Genomic DNA, 20235 nt, shown 5'->3' with positions numbered 1-20235 from the left:
TTATTGATGACTAATCACGAATCTCCAAGGCACGATTCAAACTCAACGCCGCCATGGTCGATAGCGCGCCCGACAATAAATACAAGCTGACATAAGCTAAGCCAAAATGGGCCGATAAACCCAGCGCCACTAACGGGGCAAAACCTGCGCCAACTAACCACGATAAATCCGATGTCAAAGCAGCGCCGGTGTAACGGTATTTCAATGGGAAGTTTGCCGTCACCGCGCCCGCGGCTTGACCGTAAGACAAGCCTAACAAAACAAAGCCCAACAAAATGAACGCATTTTGCTGCCACACTTGGCCGCCCATTAAAACTGGTACAAACCAGCTAAATATTGCAATCAGCAAACCAAACGAAGCCAATGTTTTGCGTCGTCCGATGCGGTCGGAAATAATTCCTGAAATCACAATGCCAACCACCATCAAGCCAGCACCGATTACTTGCACGATCAATACATCGGTGATCGAGCGCGTTGAGGTGAGCAAAATCCACGACAGCGGGAACACCGTCACCAGATGGAACAATGCGTAACTTGCTAAGGCGGCGAGAGCACCAATTAATACGTTACGGCCTTGGGATTGCAACATCTCAACCACATTGGTTGGTTCTAATTCTTTTTGCTCTAGCAGTCGCGCGAAGGAATCCGACGAGACCAGTTTCAAGCGTGCGAAAACGGCGACCACATTGATCGCAAACGCGACATAAAACGGATAACGCCAGCCCCATTCTTGGAAATCAGCCGTCGATAATGAGGTAGACAAATAAGCGAACAACGAGCCCGCCATAATAAAACCAATCGGTGCACCGAGTTGCCCCAACATTGCGTACCAGCCGCGCCGTTTTTTAGGTGCGTTGAGCGCCAACAACGAAGGCAAACCGTCCCACGAACCGCCCACCGCTACACCCTGCCCCATACGCAGCAAGGCCAGCAAGGCAATCGACGCCATCCCGATGTGCGAGAAAGTCGGCAAGAACGCAATACCAGCGGTCGATGTGCCCAACATAAATAAGGCAATCGTTAATTTAACTTCGCGTCCATAGCGCCGTTGAATCGCCATAAAAGCGACCGTGCCTAGTGGCCTCGTGAGGAAGGCTAAAGCAAAAATCGCAAAGGCATACAAGGTGCCTTCTAAACGCTGTTCAAACGGAAAAAACGCGGAAGGAAAAACCAACACCGACGCAATCGCATACACGAAGAAATCGAAGTATTCGGACGCACGACCGATGATGACGCCCACTGCAATTTCGTTGGGAGTAATTGACGATTGATCGTGATGATTGGATTTTGTAGTCGCCGTTACTGCTGGCTTGATAGAAGAATGTCCACCGGAATGGGCGCTATCGGGATTCAATGTATTAAGCATGGTGTCAAGTCTCCAAAATTCGTATCGGTATATGCTTACCGTTCACTATATTTCTGATGAGTAACCTAATCAAAGTATTTGTACTACAGTACCTCTACTTTAAACCGATTCTCTTAGTTTATTGACGACTTGACTAGGACAAAGTGTCCAATCGATTATGTCAAGCTGTTGCTGTACATTAACATATTTCTCATGGTACGGAACGCTTAAATGAACATTTCAGCCACCCTCACAGCAACACGTCGAATTGCGTTGCCGTGCATCCTCCCCATCTTACTATCCGGTTGTAACACTATAGTGCTCAATCCATCGGGAGATATTGCGCTACAACAAGGTCGCTTGCTTGTTGTTTCAACACTACTGATGTTGCTCATCATTGTGCCAGTGATTGCGTTGATCGTTTTTTTCGCTTGGAAATATCGTCAAAGCAATACCGCCGCGCGCTACGAACCAGAGTGGGATCACTCGACTGCATTGGAGTTAGTTATCTGGGGCGCGCCACTGTTAATCATTATCGTTCTTGGCTTGCTCACTTGGATAGGTACGCATACTTTAGACCCTTATCGCAAATTGGATAGGATTGATGCAAACCGCGCCATGCCTGCTGATGCCAAATATTTACGTGTTGAAGTGGTGGCGCTCGATTGGAAATGGTTGTTTATTTATCCCGACCTCAATATCGCTACCGTTAATGAATTAGCGGCCCCAGTCGATACGCCGATTCAGTTTTCAATTACTGCATCAACTGTGATGAATTCGTTCTTCATTCCCGCTTTAGCTGGACAGATTTACGCGATGCCGAGCATGCAAACTACATTGCACGCGGTAATTAACAAAGCCGGTGTATACGAGGGATTTTCTGCCAACTACAGCGGCGCTGGTTTTTCTGACATGAAGTTTAAGTTTCATGGAATGAATCAAGCGGATTTTGATAAATGGGTTGCCACCGTCAAAGCGGACAAAGCATTGAACAGCGCGGGTTACTTGGAATTAGAAAAACCAAGCATCCGGGTCCCGGTAGAACATTACGGCTCCGTTGACGCCAACTTGTATCACGGCATTTTAAATCGCTGCGTGGGCGCCAACGGCATGTGCATGGATCAAATGATGATGACCGATGCGCACAAAAATACCCAAGTTTATGCAAGTAAAAATCCAGCCTCCGCCGCATTGCGTTTGGCTGACGTTAATAACGAAATATGTACAACCACTCCTTCTTTATTAAAGGTAAATAATGATGCCCGAGCAAATTAATCTGACCAAGTTAATCTTTGGTCGACTGAGCTGGGACGCTATCCCTCTACATGAGCCTATCCTATTGCTTACTTTTGCCATGGTTGCCATTGGCGGTATTACGGTCTTAGGCGCACTGACCTATTTCAAATTGTGGACGCCATTGTGGCGTGATTGGATCACCAGTATCGATCACAAACGTATCGGCATTATGTACATCGTTTTGGGCTTAGTCATGTTGTTGCGTGGCTTTGCCGATGCATTAATGATGCGCGCTCAACAAGCGATGGCGTTTGGTGATAATGCCGGTTTCTTGCCGCCGCATCACTACGATCAAATCTTTACCGCGCACGGCGTGATCATGATTTTCTTCGTGGCAATGCCATTAGTGAACGGTTTAATGAACTATGTCGTTCCACTACAAATCGGTGCGCGCGATGTGTCGTTCCCGTTCTTAAATAACCTCAGTTTCTGGTTCACCGCCTTTGGTAGTTTCTTGGTGATGGCTTCGTTATTTGTCGGTGAATTCGCACGCACTGGCTGGTTAGCTTATCCACCGCTGTCGGGCATTTTATCTAGCCCGGATGTGGGCGTGGATTACTATATTTGGTCGTTACAAATTGCTGGTATTGGTACGCTGCTGTCTGGTGTGAACTTGATTGCCACCATTATCAAAATGCGCGCTCCAGGCATGACAATGATGAAAATGCCCGTATTTACTTGGACTGCGCTGTGTACCAACATCTTGATCGTTGCAGCGTTCCCAGTGTTGACCGCGGTGTTAGCGATGCTGTCCATGGATCGCATGTTTGGCACCAACTTCTTCACCAATGACCTTGGTGGTAACTCGATGATGTACGTCAATCTGATTTGGATTTGGGGTCATCCTGAAGTGTACATTTTGATTCTGCCAGCATTTGGCGTGTTCTCTGAAGTGGTTCCAACATTCTGCAATAAACGTATCTTTGGTTATACCTCGATGGTATACGCCAGCGTCGTGATTACTATCTTGGCTTACTTGGTTTGGTTGCACCACTTCTTCACCATGGGTTCGGGAGCTAGCGTGAATTCGTTCTTCGGGATTACCACGATGATTATTTCTATCCCGACAGGCGCGAAAATCTTTAACTGGCTATTCACGATGTACCGCGGACGTATCCGTTTTGAATTGCCGATGATGTGGACCATTGCCTTCATGATCACGTTTGTGATTGGTGGTATGACGGGCGTGATGTTAGCCGTGCCGCCTGCCGACTTCGTGGTGCATAACAGCTTGTTCTTGATCGCTCACTTCCACAACGTGATTATCGGTGGCGTGGTATTTGGTATGTTCGCTGGTATCAACTTCTGGTTCCCGAAAGCGTTTGGCTACAAGCTTGATCCATTCTGGGGTAAATGCTCATTCTGGTTCTGGGTAATTGGTTTCTATGCCGCCTTTATGCCGCTGTATGTATTGGGCTTAATGGGCGTAACTCGTCGCTTGAGCCACTTTGATGATCCATCGTTGCAAATCTGGTTTGTGATTGCTGCAATTGGTGCGGTGTTGATTTTGTTCGGAATCTTGTCGTTCGTAATCCAATTAGTGGTGAGTTTCATGCGCCGCGACTCCTTACGTGACAATACTGGCGATCCTTGGGGTGGTCGTAGCTTGGAATGGTCAACCTCGTCGCCACCGCCAGACTACAATTTCGCCTTCACACCGCAAGTGCATAACCGCGATGCGTGGACTGATATGAAAGAAAACAAATTCATTCGACCTATCGCTGGTTTTGTAGCGATCCACATGCCAAAAAATACCGCTGCTGGATTTGTGATTGCGGCATTAAGTGCGGTGATTGGATTCGCCTTGATTTGGCAAATGTGGTTGGTTTCGGTGGTCAGCTTTGTCGTGATCATCGCCGCCATTATTATTCATACCTTTAATTACAACCGCGACTATTACATCTCGGCCGACGATGTTACTCGCTCCGAAAATAAACGCACTCAACTTTTGAATAGCCTGAGCCATGTCTGAGATCACTTCTTTCACCCAAGCACTACATACTGGTGATAGCTCGCGTTTTTACGTACTAGAGCATCATCCAGAAAACGGTACATTGCTAGGCTTCTGGCTGTACTTGATGAGCGACTGTTTAATCTTCGCCTGCTTATTTGCCGCCTACGCTGTATTGGGCCGCAACTACGCTGGAGGCCCATCCGGAGCGGAATTATTCGATCTGCCGCTGGTGGCGATTAACACATCGTTATTGTTGATTTCATCCATTACCTACGGCTTTGCGATGCTGGAAATGCAGCGCAAGAAAATGAATACCACGCTCGTTTGGTTAGCCATCACTGGCGTTTTAGGTGCGTGTTTTATCGGCTTGGAATTATTTGAGTTTGTGCATTTAATCCATGAAGGCGCAGGTCCACAACGCAGTGGCTTTTTGACCGCGTTTTTCTCCTTAGTCGGGACTCACGGTTTGCACGTTAGCTTTGGTATTGTGTGGCTCGTGACCTTGATATTCCAGTTAAAGCGATTTGGATTTACCGAAGCTAATCAGCGTCGCTTGATGTGCTTGTCGATGTTCTGGCACTTCTTGGATGTCGTGTGGATTGGCGTATTCACCTTTGTTTATTTGATGGGAGTTCTACCATGAGCGCAGCACATACACATTCTGAACAGCATGGTGAACACGATCATCACGGACACACTCATGCCGACCATGGCAGCGTTAAAAGCTATGTAACCGGATTCATTCTGGCTGTAATTTTGACGGCAATCCCGTTTTGGCTAGTTATGGGCAAAGTGCTCGACAAATCCAGCACCACTGGCTTGGTGTTATTAGGTCTGGCAGCGGTGCAAATCGTGGTGCACATGATTTACTTCCTGCACATGAACACCAAATCCGAAGGCGGCTGGACAATGCTGGCACTGGTGTTTACGACCATGTTGGTCGTCATTATGATGAGCGGCTCGATTTGGGTGATGTATCACATGAATCACAACATGATGCCCGGCATGATGAATGAATCGACCTTGGAAGCTAAACCAGAATCGATTCGTCCTGCGCCGCCGGTTGCTCCTCAACCTGCTGGCGACACGATGCAACAAATGCGCTAGTAGTAAGAGTCAACTTTAGGCACATTGCAATGAGCGAGGGCGGCAAGTCAGACGGCAGAACAGCAGCACACGATGGCGTTCGCGGTCCTCGCTCAATTAGCATCGTCATCGTTTTACTGATTTGTTGTGCTATCGCGTTCTCAGGATTTGTCGGACTAGGAACCTGGCAACTCAAGCGCCTGGCTTGGAAACGTGACCTAATTTCCCGCGTTGAACAACGTGTCCACGCACCACCTTCCGCAATCCCCGCCAAAGAACAATGGCCAGCTATCAACGCGCAATCGGATGAATATCGGCGCGTGCGAATCATTTGCACTTTCCAACAAGAATCCAGCGCACGCAGCCAAGCATCGACCATTTTGGGGCGCGGATTCTGGCTAATGACGCCCTGCCAAATGGCCGATGGCAACGCGATCTGGGTTAATCGTGGCTTTATCGAATTTAATTCCAGCCCGATTCGTAGCGCTAGCTCCGACGCCACTTCCAATTCCGGTTTAAAATCCTCCCCTGATACCATTCCTGCCGAAGCCCAAGTCGTCACCGGATTGTTGCGAATCAGCGAGCCCAAAGGTAGCTTGATGCAAGCGAACCGACCCGAGTTGCAACAATGGTTTTCACGCGATATTGAGGCATTAACGCGCAGCCACCCGCTGCTAAAGGCAGAGAACACCGCACCATTTTTTATTGATGCGGAAGCCACTGAAACACCAAGCAAATGTGCCAACGGCGCGTGCAGCGATTACCCAATTGGCGGCTTAACGGTTATTCACTTTAATAATAATCATTTGGTCTATAGTATTACTTGGTATGGATTGGCAATCATGGTCGCGCTGGCCGGATATGTATTGATTCGCAGCGAACGCCGATTGCGATCCCAAGCAAACTAACATCAAAAACAAATAAATGGCATCCCAAGGATGAACATGCAAAGCAAGACTGATTTTACCCAAACAATGTTGACCTACTGGCGCGCTCCGTCGAGCTATGACAGCATTGTTGGCCGCAAAAACGCATTGCAATTGATCCAATTACGTTGGATCGCGGTGGTCGGGCAAATCAGCACTATCGCGATTGTTAATTTAGTGTTCAACATTGCCATCCCAACACCGGCGATGCTGGCGATTTTAATTTTTTTAATCGCCTTCAATATCGCTAGCTCATTGCGCTGGCATGAATCGTTAAGCGTTTCTAGTGGCGAATTATTCTTCGCCTTGCTGGTAGATGTAATCACCCTAACCGCTCAACTGTATTTAAGTGGCGGCACGCAAAATCCGTTTGCTTTTTTGTATTTACTGCAGGTGATTATTAGCGCAGTGTTACTCAACACGATTTCGACTTGGTGCATCATTCTTATTACTAGCGCTTGCTTAGCGGGTTTATCGGTGTTTTCGGTTCCCTTACAACTGCCACCGAGTGCCAATGGATTTTCTAGCCTACAAACCTTGGGGCTGGTGATTTGCTTTGTGTTGAATGCAGCACTGCTCACCATTTTTATCACAAGGATTAGCAAAAATTTACGCGCAGGCGAAGCGCAATTGGCTGAAATGCGCCAGCACGCCGCAGAAGAAGATCACATCGTTCGCATGGGCTTACTGGCTTCTGGTGCGGCGCACGAGCTAGGCACTCCATTGGCGACCTTATCAGTGATTTTGGGCGACTGGCAGCGCATGCCTGAATTCAACCGCAACACCGAAGTGCAACAGGAAATGCACGATATGCAGATTCAGCTCAATCGCTGTAAAAGCATAATCAGCGGGATCTTGTTATCCGCCGGAGAGGTTCGCAGCGAATCATCGGCCAAAACCTCTATCCACCGTTTTTTAAATGACTTGGTCGAAGAATGGAAGTCCAGCCACGCGATCGCTATCTTTATATTTGAGAACAAAATTCCCGGGGATTTTCCCATCGCATTCAACACGGCATTAAAGCAAATGATTTGGAATGTGCTGGACAATGCTTTTGAAGCGTCGCCGAAGTGGGTTAAATTCATCGCGACCTGCGAAGATGCCAAATTAAACCTTATCGTCGCCGACGCAGGTCCCGGCTTTAGCGATACCATGCTGACCCAGTTTGGCAAACCTTATAAGTCCAGCAAAGGCCGCCCTGGACGCGGCTTGGGATTGTTTTTTGTGGTCAACGTCGCGCGCAAACTCGGTGGCACGGTCACCGCCTACAATCAACATCAGCCCGATGCCCCAAATGAGAGCGGTGCTGTGGTGCGATTCTCATTGCCACTGCAGGCGATTCGCTTAGAAACAGAAGTAGAGAGTAACAACGATGTCTGAACGGCTGCTATTAATTATTGAAGACGACGCGACTTTCTCGCGCACCTTAGGTCGCTCATTTGAGCGCCGCGGCTACCAAGTGATTGTTGCCGAAAACCTCGAACAAGCAAGCCAGTTAGTTCAAACTCACAAGCCCGGATTTGCGGTAGTTGACCTGCAATTGCATGGACACGAATCAGGATTGAGTTGCGTGCAAATGCTGCATCAACACGATCCAGCGATGTTAATTGTTGTGCTCACCGGTTTCGCCAGCATCAATACCGCTGTTGAAGCGATCAAACTCGGCGCATGCCAGTACTTGGCAAAGCCATCGAACACCAACGATATCGAAGCCGCTTTTAACCACGTTGCGGGCAGCACGAAAGTTGAGCTGACCAACCGCGCCACCTCAATTAAAAATCTGGAATGGGAGCGGATTCATGAAATGTTAGTAGCGACTAATTTCAATATTTCAGAAACCGCGCGCCAACTAGGAATGCATCGTCGCACCCTAGCCCGCAAGCTCGAAAAGCAGCGCATCAAGTAAATCACACCAATTTAGGCTTTGCGCCATAACGGCCGAATCCGCAAAAATAGCGCGTACATCACATCCAATATCTTGATCATGAAGGAATTGGAGAGCACCGGAGTCAACCAAGCCATTGCCGGCAAGTGCGCCCATAGCTCGACAAACGCAGCGGCACCTTGAATTAAATTTCCCTCGGCGTCGCGCACATGCATTCGGGCTAAAGCCGAGCTACGATCAAGTTCCACGCCCAGTTCTTGTTCTGGGCATGAACTCGCGTCCACCCACTCAATCTGCTCCGCTCCTTGCCACGTTTTGTAGGTGGCAATCTCCTTCGTGCAGAGCGGACAAGCACCATCAAAATAGACTGTGCAATTCTTCTGCGGTGTCGATGTCGTATTCGCGCTTGCCATGTTTGTGCCGATCTTTATGAAATTTTTTAGACGTATATCAAAAATTCTTCGCTTCCTAAAAAGCGTCGCTGTCACCTAATACCAAGCGCAACACTAAGAACCCTAGCCACCCGCATTCCACAAGCGCCGATAGGTTCCATCGCGATCATGATCATGCACCTGTTTTTGAATATTGAAACGGCGGCCATTGCGCGGATCAGTTCCTCGTCCGGCGATATAGAGCCAATTACCCTGATTACTATAAACATCGTAATCGATTAACTGCGACTCAAACCATGCGGCGCCAGCACGCCAGTCGCAGCCTAGATCGTAGATCAAATAACTCGCCACAATTTGGCGTAATCGATTCGATAAATAGCCACTAGCCGCCAGTTCGGCCATCCCCGCATCGACTAATGGTTCACCAGTCTCGGCTCGACACCATGCCTCAAACCGAGTTGGGTCATGGCTTGGCGGCGCTTGCTGGGTCAGACCGCGCCCACGGTACAGTTGACGACCGTATTTCAAATGGAGAAAGCGAAAATAATCACGCCACAGCAATTCAAACCAGATCCAATACGTGCTGTCATTGGCACCGTGTTCTGCTTCAAATAATTTTAGCTGGTGATAAATCTGTCGCGCCGATAAAGCACCAGACGCAAGCCAAGGCGAAAACTTGGTGGAATAATCGACACCCGATAACCCATTGCGTGTTTGCTTATAGCTGAGCGCTAATTTTCGGTCGAAATAATTCGTTAAATGCGCCATGCCAGCGCTTGCTCCGCCCGAAAACTCAGGCAAGAAATAAGGAAAGGATGACCGACTACCGTGCAGCTTTTTGTCGGAATGACTTAGCGCTTGATCGGCGCTCGACAAGAATTCAGAACCACTAACGGCTGACCATTTTTTAGCGATTTCAGAAAAGGAATCGGGTAATGGGGGAAACTTTGCGGGACTCGATAAAGGCCGCGCCACAGCCACATTGTTGCGCTCGACCTCGGTACGAAACTGAGTAAACACATCCGGCAATGTAGAAGGTTCAAATGGTAATACGGAGAGTTCCAGCAAACTTGATTGCCACACGCAATGCACCGTTAAACCTGCTGCATGCAAAGCGCTCACTTCATCTTGCTCTTGGGGCGCTGCAATCTCTTCGCAATAAACCGTATCAGCGCCTATCTCTTTTGCTAGCAGCGGCAAGTAGTGCTCCGCGCTGCCTTCAACCACCAGCAAGCTACTTCCTCGGGCAACTAATTGCGCGCTCAAATCAGCAAGTGCACTGGCCAAAAAATCCCGGCGATGATGACTAGTTCGCGGCACATTCCAGCGCGTTACTTGGTTGTTGGGTAATTGATTAAAGTACACAACAAGCAAACTAGCCGAACTAGCACAAGCGGCATTAAGCGCTGGATTATCCTCCAGTCGCAAATCGTGACGAAACCAATAAATTGTTGGCGCTGTGTGCGGCATTGAAGTGGCTGCTTGAAATGTGAGATTAGTTTATCGGCTAGGTAAGTCGTGCATTGAAACCGTAAAAGCATCATTCGTTACCTGCTGGCCGGTATTTTCTCACTTTTCATCCGGCTCAATACGGGACAGGAGATTCTCTAGCGGGTCATGCTGGTAAGGGGATTTATTCGATGGCGCATCGATGTTTATCTGAAAATAACGAATAATTATGCCGATCAGAGCATTCCCTTTCATAGAATGCCAAATCTAAGCCAGGTTCCGATATTCAACAAATTAGCTCACTCCATTAAGAATATTTAGTAGAATTTGTTAAATTGTAGAAATAGATTTCTGTCTGAATGACAAATCATCGAAAAGATGGATAAAGTAGTTATTGAACTGCTCACGGAATGGTCGATGCGCTTGGGGATCGACTAAGCTAGCCAAAATCGGCGTGCAATTCTCGGTCGCGCGTTGCATTGGCTTTCACTCTGACGGGACATGACTCTGGTCTGGGTTTGAGCGCAATTGATTGATATTTTTATCGACGCACATCTCTAATTAGGTGTTGAGTTTAGATGTAGGTTAAAAGTTTTTCCTTCTTGTTTTAGCCTCAACTGCGCTGTAATGTCCGTCTTCACGATGGCGATAGGTCACTAAGAAAATTAACGAAAGTAAACGTAATGGCGCAACAACGTAATCGAAAAATCGAATCTAGTCTGACGATGCAATCAATCGCGGAGATCGCTGGCGTTTCTACGATTACTGTTTCCCGTGCGCTGCGCGGCAGTCCCTTGGTGACAGATAAAACGCGCGAAAAAATTCAGGCGATTGCACAGCAACAAGGCTATCGATTCAATATTAGCGCGCGCAATTTGCGTTTGCGTAGTAGTTATTCGGTCGCGGTGGTTGTTGAAATGTCGCCTGCTAAAGATCGCCCAATGTCAGGTCACTACCCGCTCGAACTTTTGGGTGGAATTACTCAGGAATTAACCTCAGCTGGCTTTAGCGCTGTACTCACGTCAAAGCAGCTCATCAACACTCCGCCCGTCCAAGGCGCGGACGGCATCATTCTGCTTGGCCAAGGTTCCCACGGAGAAGCGGTAAAACAAATCCAAGGCTGCGGCTTGCCCTTAGTCGTTTGGGGCGCGCCGCATAAAGATTTTGAATGCATTGTGGTCGGAAGCGATAACCGCACAGGCGGGGCGCAAGCGGCCGAACGCTTTAAGGCACTCAAACGCAAAAAGTTGGTGTTTTTGGGCGACATCGATCACGCAGAAGTAGAAGAGCGCTATGCCGGTTTCATCGACGCTATGGGCCGCACGGGCAAAAATGTCATCTGCCTTAAACCGGATATGTTCACGTTCGAATCTGGCTCTTCCTGTGTTTCGCAATTCTTGCATGAACATGGTCATGATATTGATGGAATCTTTGCTGTGAGCGATCTGCTTGCAATGGGCGCGATTCACGCACTCACTGAGGCTGAAATTTCTGTTCCTGATGCAGTATCCGTGATCGGCTATGACGACACACCGCATGCCGCTAGCTTTGTTCCGCCACTCACTAGCGTGCATCAATATTTGCACGACGGCGGAGTGCTGTTGGCTAAGAAAATGCTGGCCTTAATTCATAACGAAGAAGTAAGCTCTGAAAAGCTACCAACCACCTTAGTTATTCGTCAAACCTAGCCCGCACTGGCAAACCCCGCCACCCCGCGCCGCCGCACACAGCGCTTGAAATAAGTCCCTCAAAGCCAGAAAAATACACTTTTTATCCCAAACAACACGGCTGTTAAATTAAATTAACATCGATAACATTTTTTGTTTCAATACATCAATTCTCGAATTTTAGGAAATTTAAACGTGTCTTTTCCCGCGCCCCACCGTCACAGCTATTCGCTCGATTCTTGGCGAATCCGTGAGACTGAGTTTGATGCACAGTCCAATAATTTAGCCGAAACATTATTCGCGCTAGGTAATGGCACCATTGGGCTACGCGGAACCCACGAGGAGGCTTTTTTAGGCGCGCAAGGCAGCTCTCAAGAGGGCAATTACCTCAACGGATTCTACGAATCTGAGACTATTCACTACCCAGAAGCCGCTTATGGATTGGCAAAGCAAAACCAATTTATGCTCAATGTGCCCAACGCTAAGGGACTGCAACTGTGGTTGGGCGATGAATGCTTTAATCTTTCGCAAGGTCAAGTCAACGACTATGAAAGAGTGCTGGATTTTAAAACCGGAATACTAAGCCGCAGAGTGCGCTGGACTTCGCCTAAGGGTCATCAAATCGAATTGTTTTCAGAGCGTATCGCCAGCTTTGAACACCGACACCTGTTCGCAATTCGTTATCAAATTACGTCGATCAACTTTGCTGGAAAGGTCTCGATCTCATCGACGATCGACGGCGAAGTTAAGAATCTGAGCGCGGGTGACGATCCACGGATTGGATCAGCGATGTCTGACAATCCCTTGCATGTGCTGAAAGCGATCCAAGAATCGACTTACGCGGCACTAGTCCAACAAACGAAGCAAAGTGGCTTCCACTTAATCAGCGCGATGACTCATGCTGGGTCCGGTTGGTCAGAAGAATTTGTCTCAATACACGACGTTAAAGCGCAAGCTTCACGTATCACGCAGAAATTTTCTCAAGAAATCCATCCTGGGGAAGTTCTTAGCATGACGAAGTACGTGTGTTACTTTTCCTCGCGCGACTATGCCGAGCAGGAACTTGAAGCACGCAGCCGAGCTTATTTAGTGCAAGCTCAGCAGCGCGGTTTTGAGGAATTATGTGCAGAGCAAAAATCTTATCTCGCTGACTTCTGGCAACGAGCCGATGTGGAAATTGACGGCGATCAAGCAATCGCGCAGGGGATACATTTCAATCAATTTCATCTACTTCAATCGGTAGGACGCGATGGTAAAACCAACATCGCGGCAAAAGGAGTAACGGGCGAAGGCTATGAGGGGCATTATTTCTGGGATACCGAAATTTATATCTTCCCATTTTTCTTGTTCAACAAACCTGAGATCGCCAAGCAGTTATTGCAATTTCGTTTTGCAGGTTTAGAGCAAGCACGCGCACGCGCGCGGGAAATGTCACATGCCAAGGGCGCGCTCTATCCATGGCGCACGATTGCAGGCAGTGAGTGTTCGTCCTACTTCCCAGCCGGAACAGCGCAGTACCACATCAATGCGGACATTGCCTATGCGATTAAATCGTATTTGGATGCGACCGGTGACGATGAATTTCTAATTCAATACGGTGCAGAGATGGTTTTTGAAACTGCTCGCATTTGGTTGGGCATTGGAGGATATTCGGCTGTTGATCCAGAGCGGTTTTGTATCAATGAGGTAACCGGTCCGGATGAATACACCGCTTTAGTCAACAACAATTACTACACCAATTTAATGGCGCAAATGCATATGCAATTTGCGTTGGATATCGCCCAAAAACTATCAACCCACTACCCTCAGGATTACACGCGTATCGTGCAATCGATAGGATTGGAATCCGATGAACTCGCTCAATGGAAACAAGCAGTGCAATGCATGTACTTACCGTTCAACGATCAGCTCGGCATCCACGAACAAGACGATAGTTTTTTATCTAAAAAACCTTGGGACTTCGAAAACACACCCAAAGAAAAATATCCCTTACTTTTGCATTTTCACCCCTTAGTTATTTACCGCCATCAAGTGTGCAAACAGGCCGATTTATTGCTGGCCATGCTGCTGTTGAGCGACAAGTTTTCATCCAATCAAAAGAAAAACAACTTCGACTATTACGAGCGCATTACGACCCACGATTCGTCGTTATCGAGCTGCATATTTGGAATCATCGCCGCAGAAATTGGCTATCACGACAAGGCCTATCGCTATTTCATGCAAACAGCACGTATGGATCTAGACAACACCCACGGCAATACAGGACATGGCGTGCATACTGCTGCGATGGCTGGAACTTGGATGGGAGTGACCTACGGCTTCGCTGGGATGCGGGTCAACAATGGCATGTTGTGCTTCAAACCGACTTTGCCGCAGCAGTGGAATTACTACCGTTTTCAGATTCAAGTAAGTGATGCACGTGTACGGATAACGATTGCGACCGATGTTGTGACCTACGAATTACTGGAGGGAATGGCGCTGCAGCTTAAACATTACGATCAGATCGTTCAGCTCAGTAGTCAACAACCAGTGCAGCAATGCGAATCAAGTATCCCGGAGGCCCAATGAAACAGCAACGATATGACGCAGTAATTTTTGATTTGGATGGCGTATTAACTGATACGGCTCATTTTCATTTTCTGGCATGGCAGCAGCTAGCCCAGTCACTCGGAATTGATTTTGATAGCGCATTTAACGAGCAACTCAAAGGCGTGGATCGGATGGGTTCATTGTCCCGCATCCTCGATTTATCCGACAAACAATTCAGCCATGACGACAAATTAAAACTCGCTGAATTAAAAAATCGCCATTACCAAAAACTCATCGCACACATGAGTCCCGACGATTTGCTGCCTGGTGCGATCGAGTGTCTGAGTTCATTACGCCTCGCAAAGATTAAGTTAGGACTTGCCTCGGTTAGCAAAAACGCGTTGGCGGTTTTAGAAAGTCTAGAAATTCGTCACTATTTTGATGTCGTCGTCGATGCTGCATTAATTAAACATAGCAAACCTGATCCAGAAATTTTTTTAACCGCGGCTAAGCAACTCAACGTCAGCGCATCGATGTGCCTTGGGGTTGAAGATTCAATCGCAGGGATTAGCTCAATTAAATCGGCGGGAATGACGGCAATTGGGATAGGTTCATCAAGTGTGCTCCGAGAAGCCGATATGACGATTCCCGATTTACGCACCCTACTCCACTATATTTCACTAAACTAAGCGTCGGGTATGAAGGTCAAAATGAGTAAAACACAGCGGATAACTTAAGCGTTGAAGCAGTAAAGATTGATGCTCCTCTGATGGTTCGCAGAAACCTTGAGCATCACATAATAACGAGACAAAAAGGGTTGGTGATGAAAAATTCACGCATAACTATTTCAGTATTTTTGCTGTACTTTTTATTCGCAATTTTGCTCAATAGTGTTGGTACGGTCATTCTTCAGGTAATCCACAGTTTTAATGTGGATAAGACAAATGCGAGCGCACTCGAAGCATTCAAAGACCTTTCAATTGCAGGCGCCTCCTTCATGGCGGCGGCGTTCTTGCCGCGATTTGGCTATAGAAAGTCAATGTTGATGGCTTTAGCCATTATGGCCGTGGCTTGCATTGCTATGCCGTTTTTCCCAGGATTTAGCACCACAAAGCTGTTTTTTATGTGTTGTGGCATTTCGTTTGCGTTAGTCAAAGTGTCGGTGTACTCCACCATTGGGCTAATCACCAACGACGCCAAGCAACACGGACAATACATGAATATGCTCGAAGGTTTCTTTATGTTGGGTGTGCTTAGCGGCTATTGGTTGTTCTCTCAATTTATTGATTCAACGCATCCAGAGTCACATGCTTGGTTGGCGGTATATTCATTGTTGGCAACCGCTTGCATTGCGTTATTTTTATTTTTACTAGGTAGTCCATTGGACGAGTCGCTCGCCCATCCAGTGGCGGGCGACAATGCGAACGACGTCACAATCCATTCGGTTGGCTTTGTCTTGATGCTCAAATTATTCGCGAAACCTATCGTGTATGTCTTTCTTCTTGCGGCATTTTTATCGGTGCTGGTTGAACAAGGCATTACTTCTTGGCTTCCCACCTTTAACAACGAGATTATGAAATTGCCGCTTTCACTTTCGGTTCAAGTGACCAGCATCTTAGCCGCCTCGACCGCGATTGGACGAATGGGATTCGGCCTTCTTCTTAAAAAAATCAACTGGTACACATTGCTTGCGATTTGCCTCACTTGCATGGGTTCACTCGTCCTTCTTACCCTGCCATTGACGCAAGGAATTGATGCAAGCGAAGTGACTGGTTGGCGTAATGCGCCGATAGCAGCGTTTATTTTTCCTCTGATCGGATTGTTTATGGCGCCTATTTATCCAGTCATTAATTCACTAATTCTGAGTGCGTTACCGAAGTATCAGCACTCGTCAATGACTGGATTGATTGTGATTTTTTCTGCCCTAGGCGGCACTACCGGCTCATTGATTACTGGTTTTGTGTTCTCGCATTTCAGCGGCCAAGCCGCGTTTTACCTGACCTTAATTCCACTAGGCGTCATGCTTCCAACATTGTGGAAACTAAAACACGAACTAAGCCGATGTTAATCCTATCGGCGCGCTAACTTGCGACCTGCCGCGCCTCACCAAGCAATCAGTTAAGCAGCAAATTCTAATCAATCAGTAACTTGGCTAAAACCGTTAAATTTATTTGAGCAAAATTGTTATCGATACCATCCAAAAGTAACAAGGCAAAGAATCGCAGCACCAGGCTCAACTGTAGTAGGTAGCACAGCAGCAAAATGAGTGTTTCAATACGTTCATTGAACCCTCTCATTTAACACCACAAGCTCACCATAGAGCTGTTATCACTTTCAAATTGGAGACTAACCATGCAACGCCATTACAAGTTTGTATTATCGAATATCACCATCGCGATTTTGGCTTTGTCCAATCAGGCGCACGCACAGGATCAATCGGCAAACCCAGCAGCACTCAGCAAGTCCGCTGACTCACAAGCCGAAGTGCAACAAATTGTCGTTACCGGTAGCGCACAAGGTCGTGGAATACGCAAAATCGATGCGCCCTATTCGATTACAACGGCCAGTGAAGAACAAATCAAAGAGGCCAATCCGCTGTCAACAGCCGATTTATTTAAGATCGTTCCCGGTGTTTATGCCGAAACGTCTGGCGGACAAACCGGCCCTAACATTGAAGTCGCGGGATTTCCCGGTGGCGGCGATGCACCTTACGTCACCATTCAATTAAATGGCGCACCAATTTACCCAGCACCTACCCTGTCGTTCATGGACAATTCGTCGTTATTCCGTTTGGATGACACAATCGATCACATGGAAGCCTTGGTCAGCGGACCGAACACTGTGTTATCGAACGGGCAGCCAGGTGCAACGATGAACTTCGTATTAAAAACCGGTGAAAATGGCGACGAGGGATTATTCCGTGCCACTGTCGGCACCGGCAATGAGCGCCGCTATGACGGCTTTTTAGGTGGAAAGATTTCTGAGGGATGGTATGCCACGATTGGCGGCTTTTATCGTACTGACGAAGGTGTGCGTAATAGCCAATTCCCAACCGACGATGGTTACCAGTTAACTGGCACACTCACCCATAAACTGGATGAGGGAAAAATCACGATTTACGGACGCACGGTTAATGACAAGAACTTATTTTTCACGGCCATCCCAGTGACTGCAAATAGCGCCGGTGTTCCTACTGGTGCTTTCCCAGGTTTCAACCCACTGACCGGATCGCTGTACGGCAATGAAACTCGCTTTTTTACCCTACAAACCGGACCAGGGCAAAGCCAAAACATTGACATGTCAAACGGGCGAGGCATTAACTTGCACACCTTCGGCGTCGATTTCACCCAAAAAATCAGCGGCTGGGATGTCAGCAATAAACTCAACTTCGTTAGCGGCGATGTCCAAACGAATGCATTTTTTACCGGTGGCGTGCCTCAGACAATGAATAGTTACATCGCTAATGCCATCACTAACGCTAACAAAAATACGGCTGCGGTAGCTGCTGGTGGTCTGGCGACAACGGGATCGGCCACTTACAGCGATGGTTCGGGTACCGTCGCCGGAAATCAGCAGGTACTCGACGCGGGTGCATGGTATGTGGACAAGCAAATTCGATCGACTACGGATGAGTTGAAATTCAGTAAGGAGCTCATCAAAGATCACACCTTTACCTTTGGTACTTTCTTAGCCAATTATTCTTCGCACGATATTTGGTACTTGGGTAATAGCACATTGATGACAGCAACCACGAATCCCAAAACCATTAATGTGGCCTTAAACAATGGCGCAATTATTTCCAATAAAGGAAATGATGGGCCAACCTTTTACTCGGTCAATGATTCCTATACCGGACAAAAAACCGCATTTTTCGTCGCTGATCAATGGAAAATTAATCCGGCATTAACGCTCGATGCTGGATTGCGTAGCGAACGCCAAACTATTAACGCCACCTTAGAAAATATCTCGTCCCAAAATATCGATACCAATCCGCTGCATTTGTATAACCAAAATACCAGCGTATTAAATGGCACCTATCAATCGGTACAACAAAACGATAACGCAACGTCGTTTACCGTTGGTGCAGGCTATAAGTTGGATAAAGATTTAAATATCTATGCACGCATCAACTCTGGCCATTTAATGCCGCAGTTTGACGACATTCGGGGAGACGCCGGGTCAAGCGTGACCGCGCCCGTGCAAGGTATCCATACTTACGAAGTCGGTATCAAATCGGTTGGTCCAGTGCTTTCGTTGTATGGCTCCGTATTTCATAAAGTATTTACCGGTATTCAAGATAGCCAGATTTTGAGTTCGGGACAAACCATTTGGTATAACTACGGGTCGGTCACTAACGGCGCATTATTTGAAGGCGCTTGGCGACCATTGACTAACCTACAATTAGCGTTCTCTGGTGACTATGAAGACGGTAAATACAGTGGCTTCCAAGGCATCGACTCGTCCATCGGTCACAGCGATAACGGCAATCAATTACAACGTCAGCCAAAATTCCAAGCACGCTTAACGCCAAGTTATCGCGTGCCTATGGATTGGGGTTCGATCAAGCTCTATAGCACTTACAGCTATATTGGTCAGCGGTATTCGGATATTCAAAACCAACAGGTTCTGCCGGCATACCATACCTTGGACGGTGGGATTGTGGCGGAAGTCGGCGACAAATTGGAGTTCCGAGTCAGCGGTACGAATTTAACCAATACCTTTGGTTTGACCGAGGGTGATAACCGTATTTTAGGAACTACCTCAGGCGTAGTGATGGCTAGGCCGATCTTTGGCAGAGCAATCGAAGCATCCGTAGCATATCGGTTCTAAGAATGTAACGACAGTCGTAAGTGGGAAGGCGGACTGCAATCCGCCCTCCCTGTTTTACTATCGACAGACGTAAGATACAAAATCAAACAAATGCTTAATTAGATCAAACTTAAATAGCGAACTAAACAGTCACCAATTCCCAAAAACGACAACGCCGTGGTGAGCTTATGCTGGAATTGGAATTTCGAGGATGGGAAGGTTTTAAGGCAGTAAAAAGTTTGAAAACTAAATCACCAAACTTGCTTTGATTTTTCTGCACTTCAAACCGCGTGACTACCTGTTTAAAAAAACACTGCCGTGTTTTATTCACTTGGTCATTTTGATCTAGATTCAAATTTGACTTCAGAAAATTACACGGTGATTTCTGACTCAATATCCGAAATTTTTCGACGGGCCAACGCCAGGTTGGATTTGGGCTTATCTAAAACCACATAAATGAATAACCCTTCTTGCTTAACCATTGGGCGAATAATGTGATATTGCTTGCCCAAAGTAATCAAGATGTCTTCGATAGCATCGTTCAATCCCAAGCTACGCATTGTTTTAAGCTTGGAACGAACAACTTCAGTATTGCCGGCTGCTGCAAGTTCCAGATCAATTCCGGAACCCGCTTGGGCCAAAATCATCCCGCTGGTCGAGTCCACGATTGCACAACAAATGGAACCGTCGATTTGCGCCAAGATAGCTTGCGCTGACTGAATAATATTTGCCACTTAAACCTCCAAAATTTCCGCCGTCAAAGATAAACAAGTGTCGTGGCGGTATAAACGACATTTGCGCTAAAAATTGTTTTCCCGTATTAGTTCCCACGCCATTACCACGTCCAAAATAATTCGGTGTTATTGGTACGCGCAGCCTGCTCTGGCCTGGCTCAGA

The 20235-nt window shown here is 47.3% G+C and carries 16 protein-coding genes; 12 read left to right on the top strand and 4 right to left on the bottom strand.

Annotation, left to right across the window (positions count from 1 at the left end; genetic code table 11):
• Positions 1 to 10 precede the first annotated feature (10 nt).
• Positions 11 to 1366, bottom strand: a complete 1356-nt coding sequence (locus tag E2I14_RS13350) for an MFS transporter (protein WP_133329351.1) — start codon at positions 1364 to 1366, stop codon at positions 11 to 13.
• A 210-nt stretch (positions 1367 to 1576) separates the two neighbouring features.
• Between E2I14_RS13350 and cyoA the strand changes: the two genes are divergently transcribed.
• The 7 genes from cyoA to E2I14_RS13315 all read left to right on the top strand — a co-directional run bounded on the left by cyoA (position 1577) and on the right by E2I14_RS13315 (position 8513).
• Positions 1577 to 2620 carry a ubiquinol oxidase subunit II gene (gene cyoA, locus E2I14_RS13345; RefSeq protein WP_133329349.1) on the top strand — a complete coding sequence of 348 codons (1044 nt, stop codon included), beginning with the start codon at positions 1577 to 1579 and terminating at the stop codon, positions 2618 to 2620.
• Positions 2604 to 4613 carry a cytochrome o ubiquinol oxidase subunit I gene (gene cyoB, locus E2I14_RS13340; RefSeq protein ID WP_206105645.1) on the top strand — a complete coding sequence of 670 codons (2010 nt, stop codon included), beginning with the start codon at positions 2604 to 2606 and terminating at the stop codon, positions 4611 to 4613. Before cyoA ends, cyoB begins: the two co-directional genes overlap by 17 nt.
• Positions 4606 to 5238: a cytochrome o ubiquinol oxidase subunit III gene (gene cyoC, locus E2I14_RS13335; protein WP_133329345.1), complete on the top strand. Its 633-nt coding sequence runs from the start codon at positions 4606 to 4608 to the stop codon at positions 5236 to 5238. The genes cyoB and cyoC overlap by 8 nt, the downstream gene beginning before the upstream one ends.
• A complete protein-coding gene (gene cyoD / locus E2I14_RS13330; protein WP_133329343.1) occupies positions 5235 to 5702 on the top strand; it encodes a cytochrome o ubiquinol oxidase subunit IV in 468 nt (155 codons plus the stop codon). Before cyoC ends, cyoD begins: the two co-directional genes overlap by 4 nt.
• A gap of 29 nt (positions 5703 to 5731) precedes the next feature.
• Entirely contained in the window at positions 5732 to 6589 is an 858-nt protein-coding gene (locus E2I14_RS13325) for an SURF1 family protein (RefSeq protein WP_133329341.1), read from the top strand.
• 66 nt (positions 6590 to 6655) lie between these two features.
• A complete protein-coding gene (locus tag E2I14_RS13320) occupies positions 6656 to 7987 on the top strand; it encodes an ATP-binding protein (RefSeq protein WP_227544744.1) in 1332 nt (443 codons plus the stop codon).
• Positions 7980 to 8513, top strand: coding sequence for a response regulator transcription factor (locus E2I14_RS13315; protein WP_133329337.1), 534 nt, complete (start codon positions 7980 to 7982; stop codon positions 8511 to 8513). Before E2I14_RS13320 ends, E2I14_RS13315 begins: the two co-directional genes overlap by 8 nt.
• 11 nt (positions 8514 to 8524) lie before the next feature.
• On the opposite strand, the gene E2I14_RS13310 is transcribed toward E2I14_RS13315, so the two are convergent.
• On the bottom strand, positions 8525 to 8905 hold the full coding sequence (locus E2I14_RS13310; protein ID WP_133329335.1) for a thiol-disulfide oxidoreductase DCC family protein: 381 nt from the start codon (positions 8903 to 8905) through the stop codon (positions 8525 to 8527).
• 102 nt (positions 8906 to 9007) lie between these two features.
• Positions 9008 to 10354, bottom strand: a complete 1347-nt coding sequence (locus E2I14_RS13305; protein WP_133329333.1) for a DASH family cryptochrome — start codon at positions 10352 to 10354, stop codon at positions 9008 to 9010.
• Positions 10355 to 11016: 662 nt separating this feature from the next.
• Here E2I14_RS13305 and E2I14_RS13300 point away from each other — a divergent pair.
• The 5 genes from E2I14_RS13300 (at position 11017) to E2I14_RS13280 (ending at position 19359) form a co-directional block, all read left to right on the top strand.
• Positions 11017 to 12021 (top strand): LacI family DNA-binding transcriptional regulator, encoded by a 1005-nt coding sequence (locus tag E2I14_RS13300; protein ID WP_133329331.1) that lies wholly within the window; start codon positions 11017 to 11019, stop codon positions 12019 to 12021.
• Between the two features lie 174 nt (positions 12022 to 12195).
• On the top strand, positions 12196 to 14568 hold the full coding sequence (locus tag E2I14_RS13295) for a glycoside hydrolase family 65 protein (protein WP_133329329.1): 2373 nt from the start codon (positions 12196 to 12198) through the stop codon (positions 14566 to 14568).
• Complete coding sequence (gene pgmB, locus E2I14_RS13290) at positions 14565 to 15218, top strand: beta-phosphoglucomutase (protein WP_133329327.1); 654 nt, start codon at positions 14565 to 14567, stop codon at positions 15216 to 15218. The genes E2I14_RS13295 and pgmB overlap by 4 nt, the downstream gene beginning before the upstream one ends.
• Positions 15219 to 15352: 134 nt before the next feature.
• On the top strand, positions 15353 to 16597 hold the full coding sequence (locus tag E2I14_RS13285) for an MFS transporter (RefSeq protein WP_133329325.1): 1245 nt from the start codon (positions 15353 to 15355) through the stop codon (positions 16595 to 16597).
• Positions 16598 to 16881: 284 nt separating this feature from the next.
• Positions 16882 to 19359, top strand: coding sequence for a TonB-dependent receptor (locus tag E2I14_RS13280; RefSeq protein WP_133329323.1), 2478 nt, complete (start codon positions 16882 to 16884; stop codon positions 19357 to 19359).
• A 350-nt stretch (positions 19360 to 19709) separates the two neighbouring features.
• Here E2I14_RS13280 and E2I14_RS13275 read toward each other — a convergent pair whose 3' ends face one another.
• Positions 19710 to 20072 carry a hypothetical protein gene (locus E2I14_RS13275; protein ID WP_133329321.1) on the bottom strand — a complete coding sequence of 121 codons (363 nt, stop codon included), beginning with the start codon at positions 20070 to 20072 and terminating at the stop codon, positions 19710 to 19712.
• Positions 20073 to 20235 lie beyond the last annotated feature (163 nt).

Origin of the sequence: Sapientia aquatica, assembly GCF_004358105.1 — a bacterium.
In the GTDB taxonomy this organism is placed as follows: domain Bacteria; phylum Pseudomonadota; class Gammaproteobacteria; order Burkholderiales; family Burkholderiaceae_D; genus Solimicrobium; species Solimicrobium aquaticum.
The sequence above is the reverse complement of the archived record's forward strand: the minus strand, read 5'-3'. Positions and strand labels throughout refer to the sequence as shown.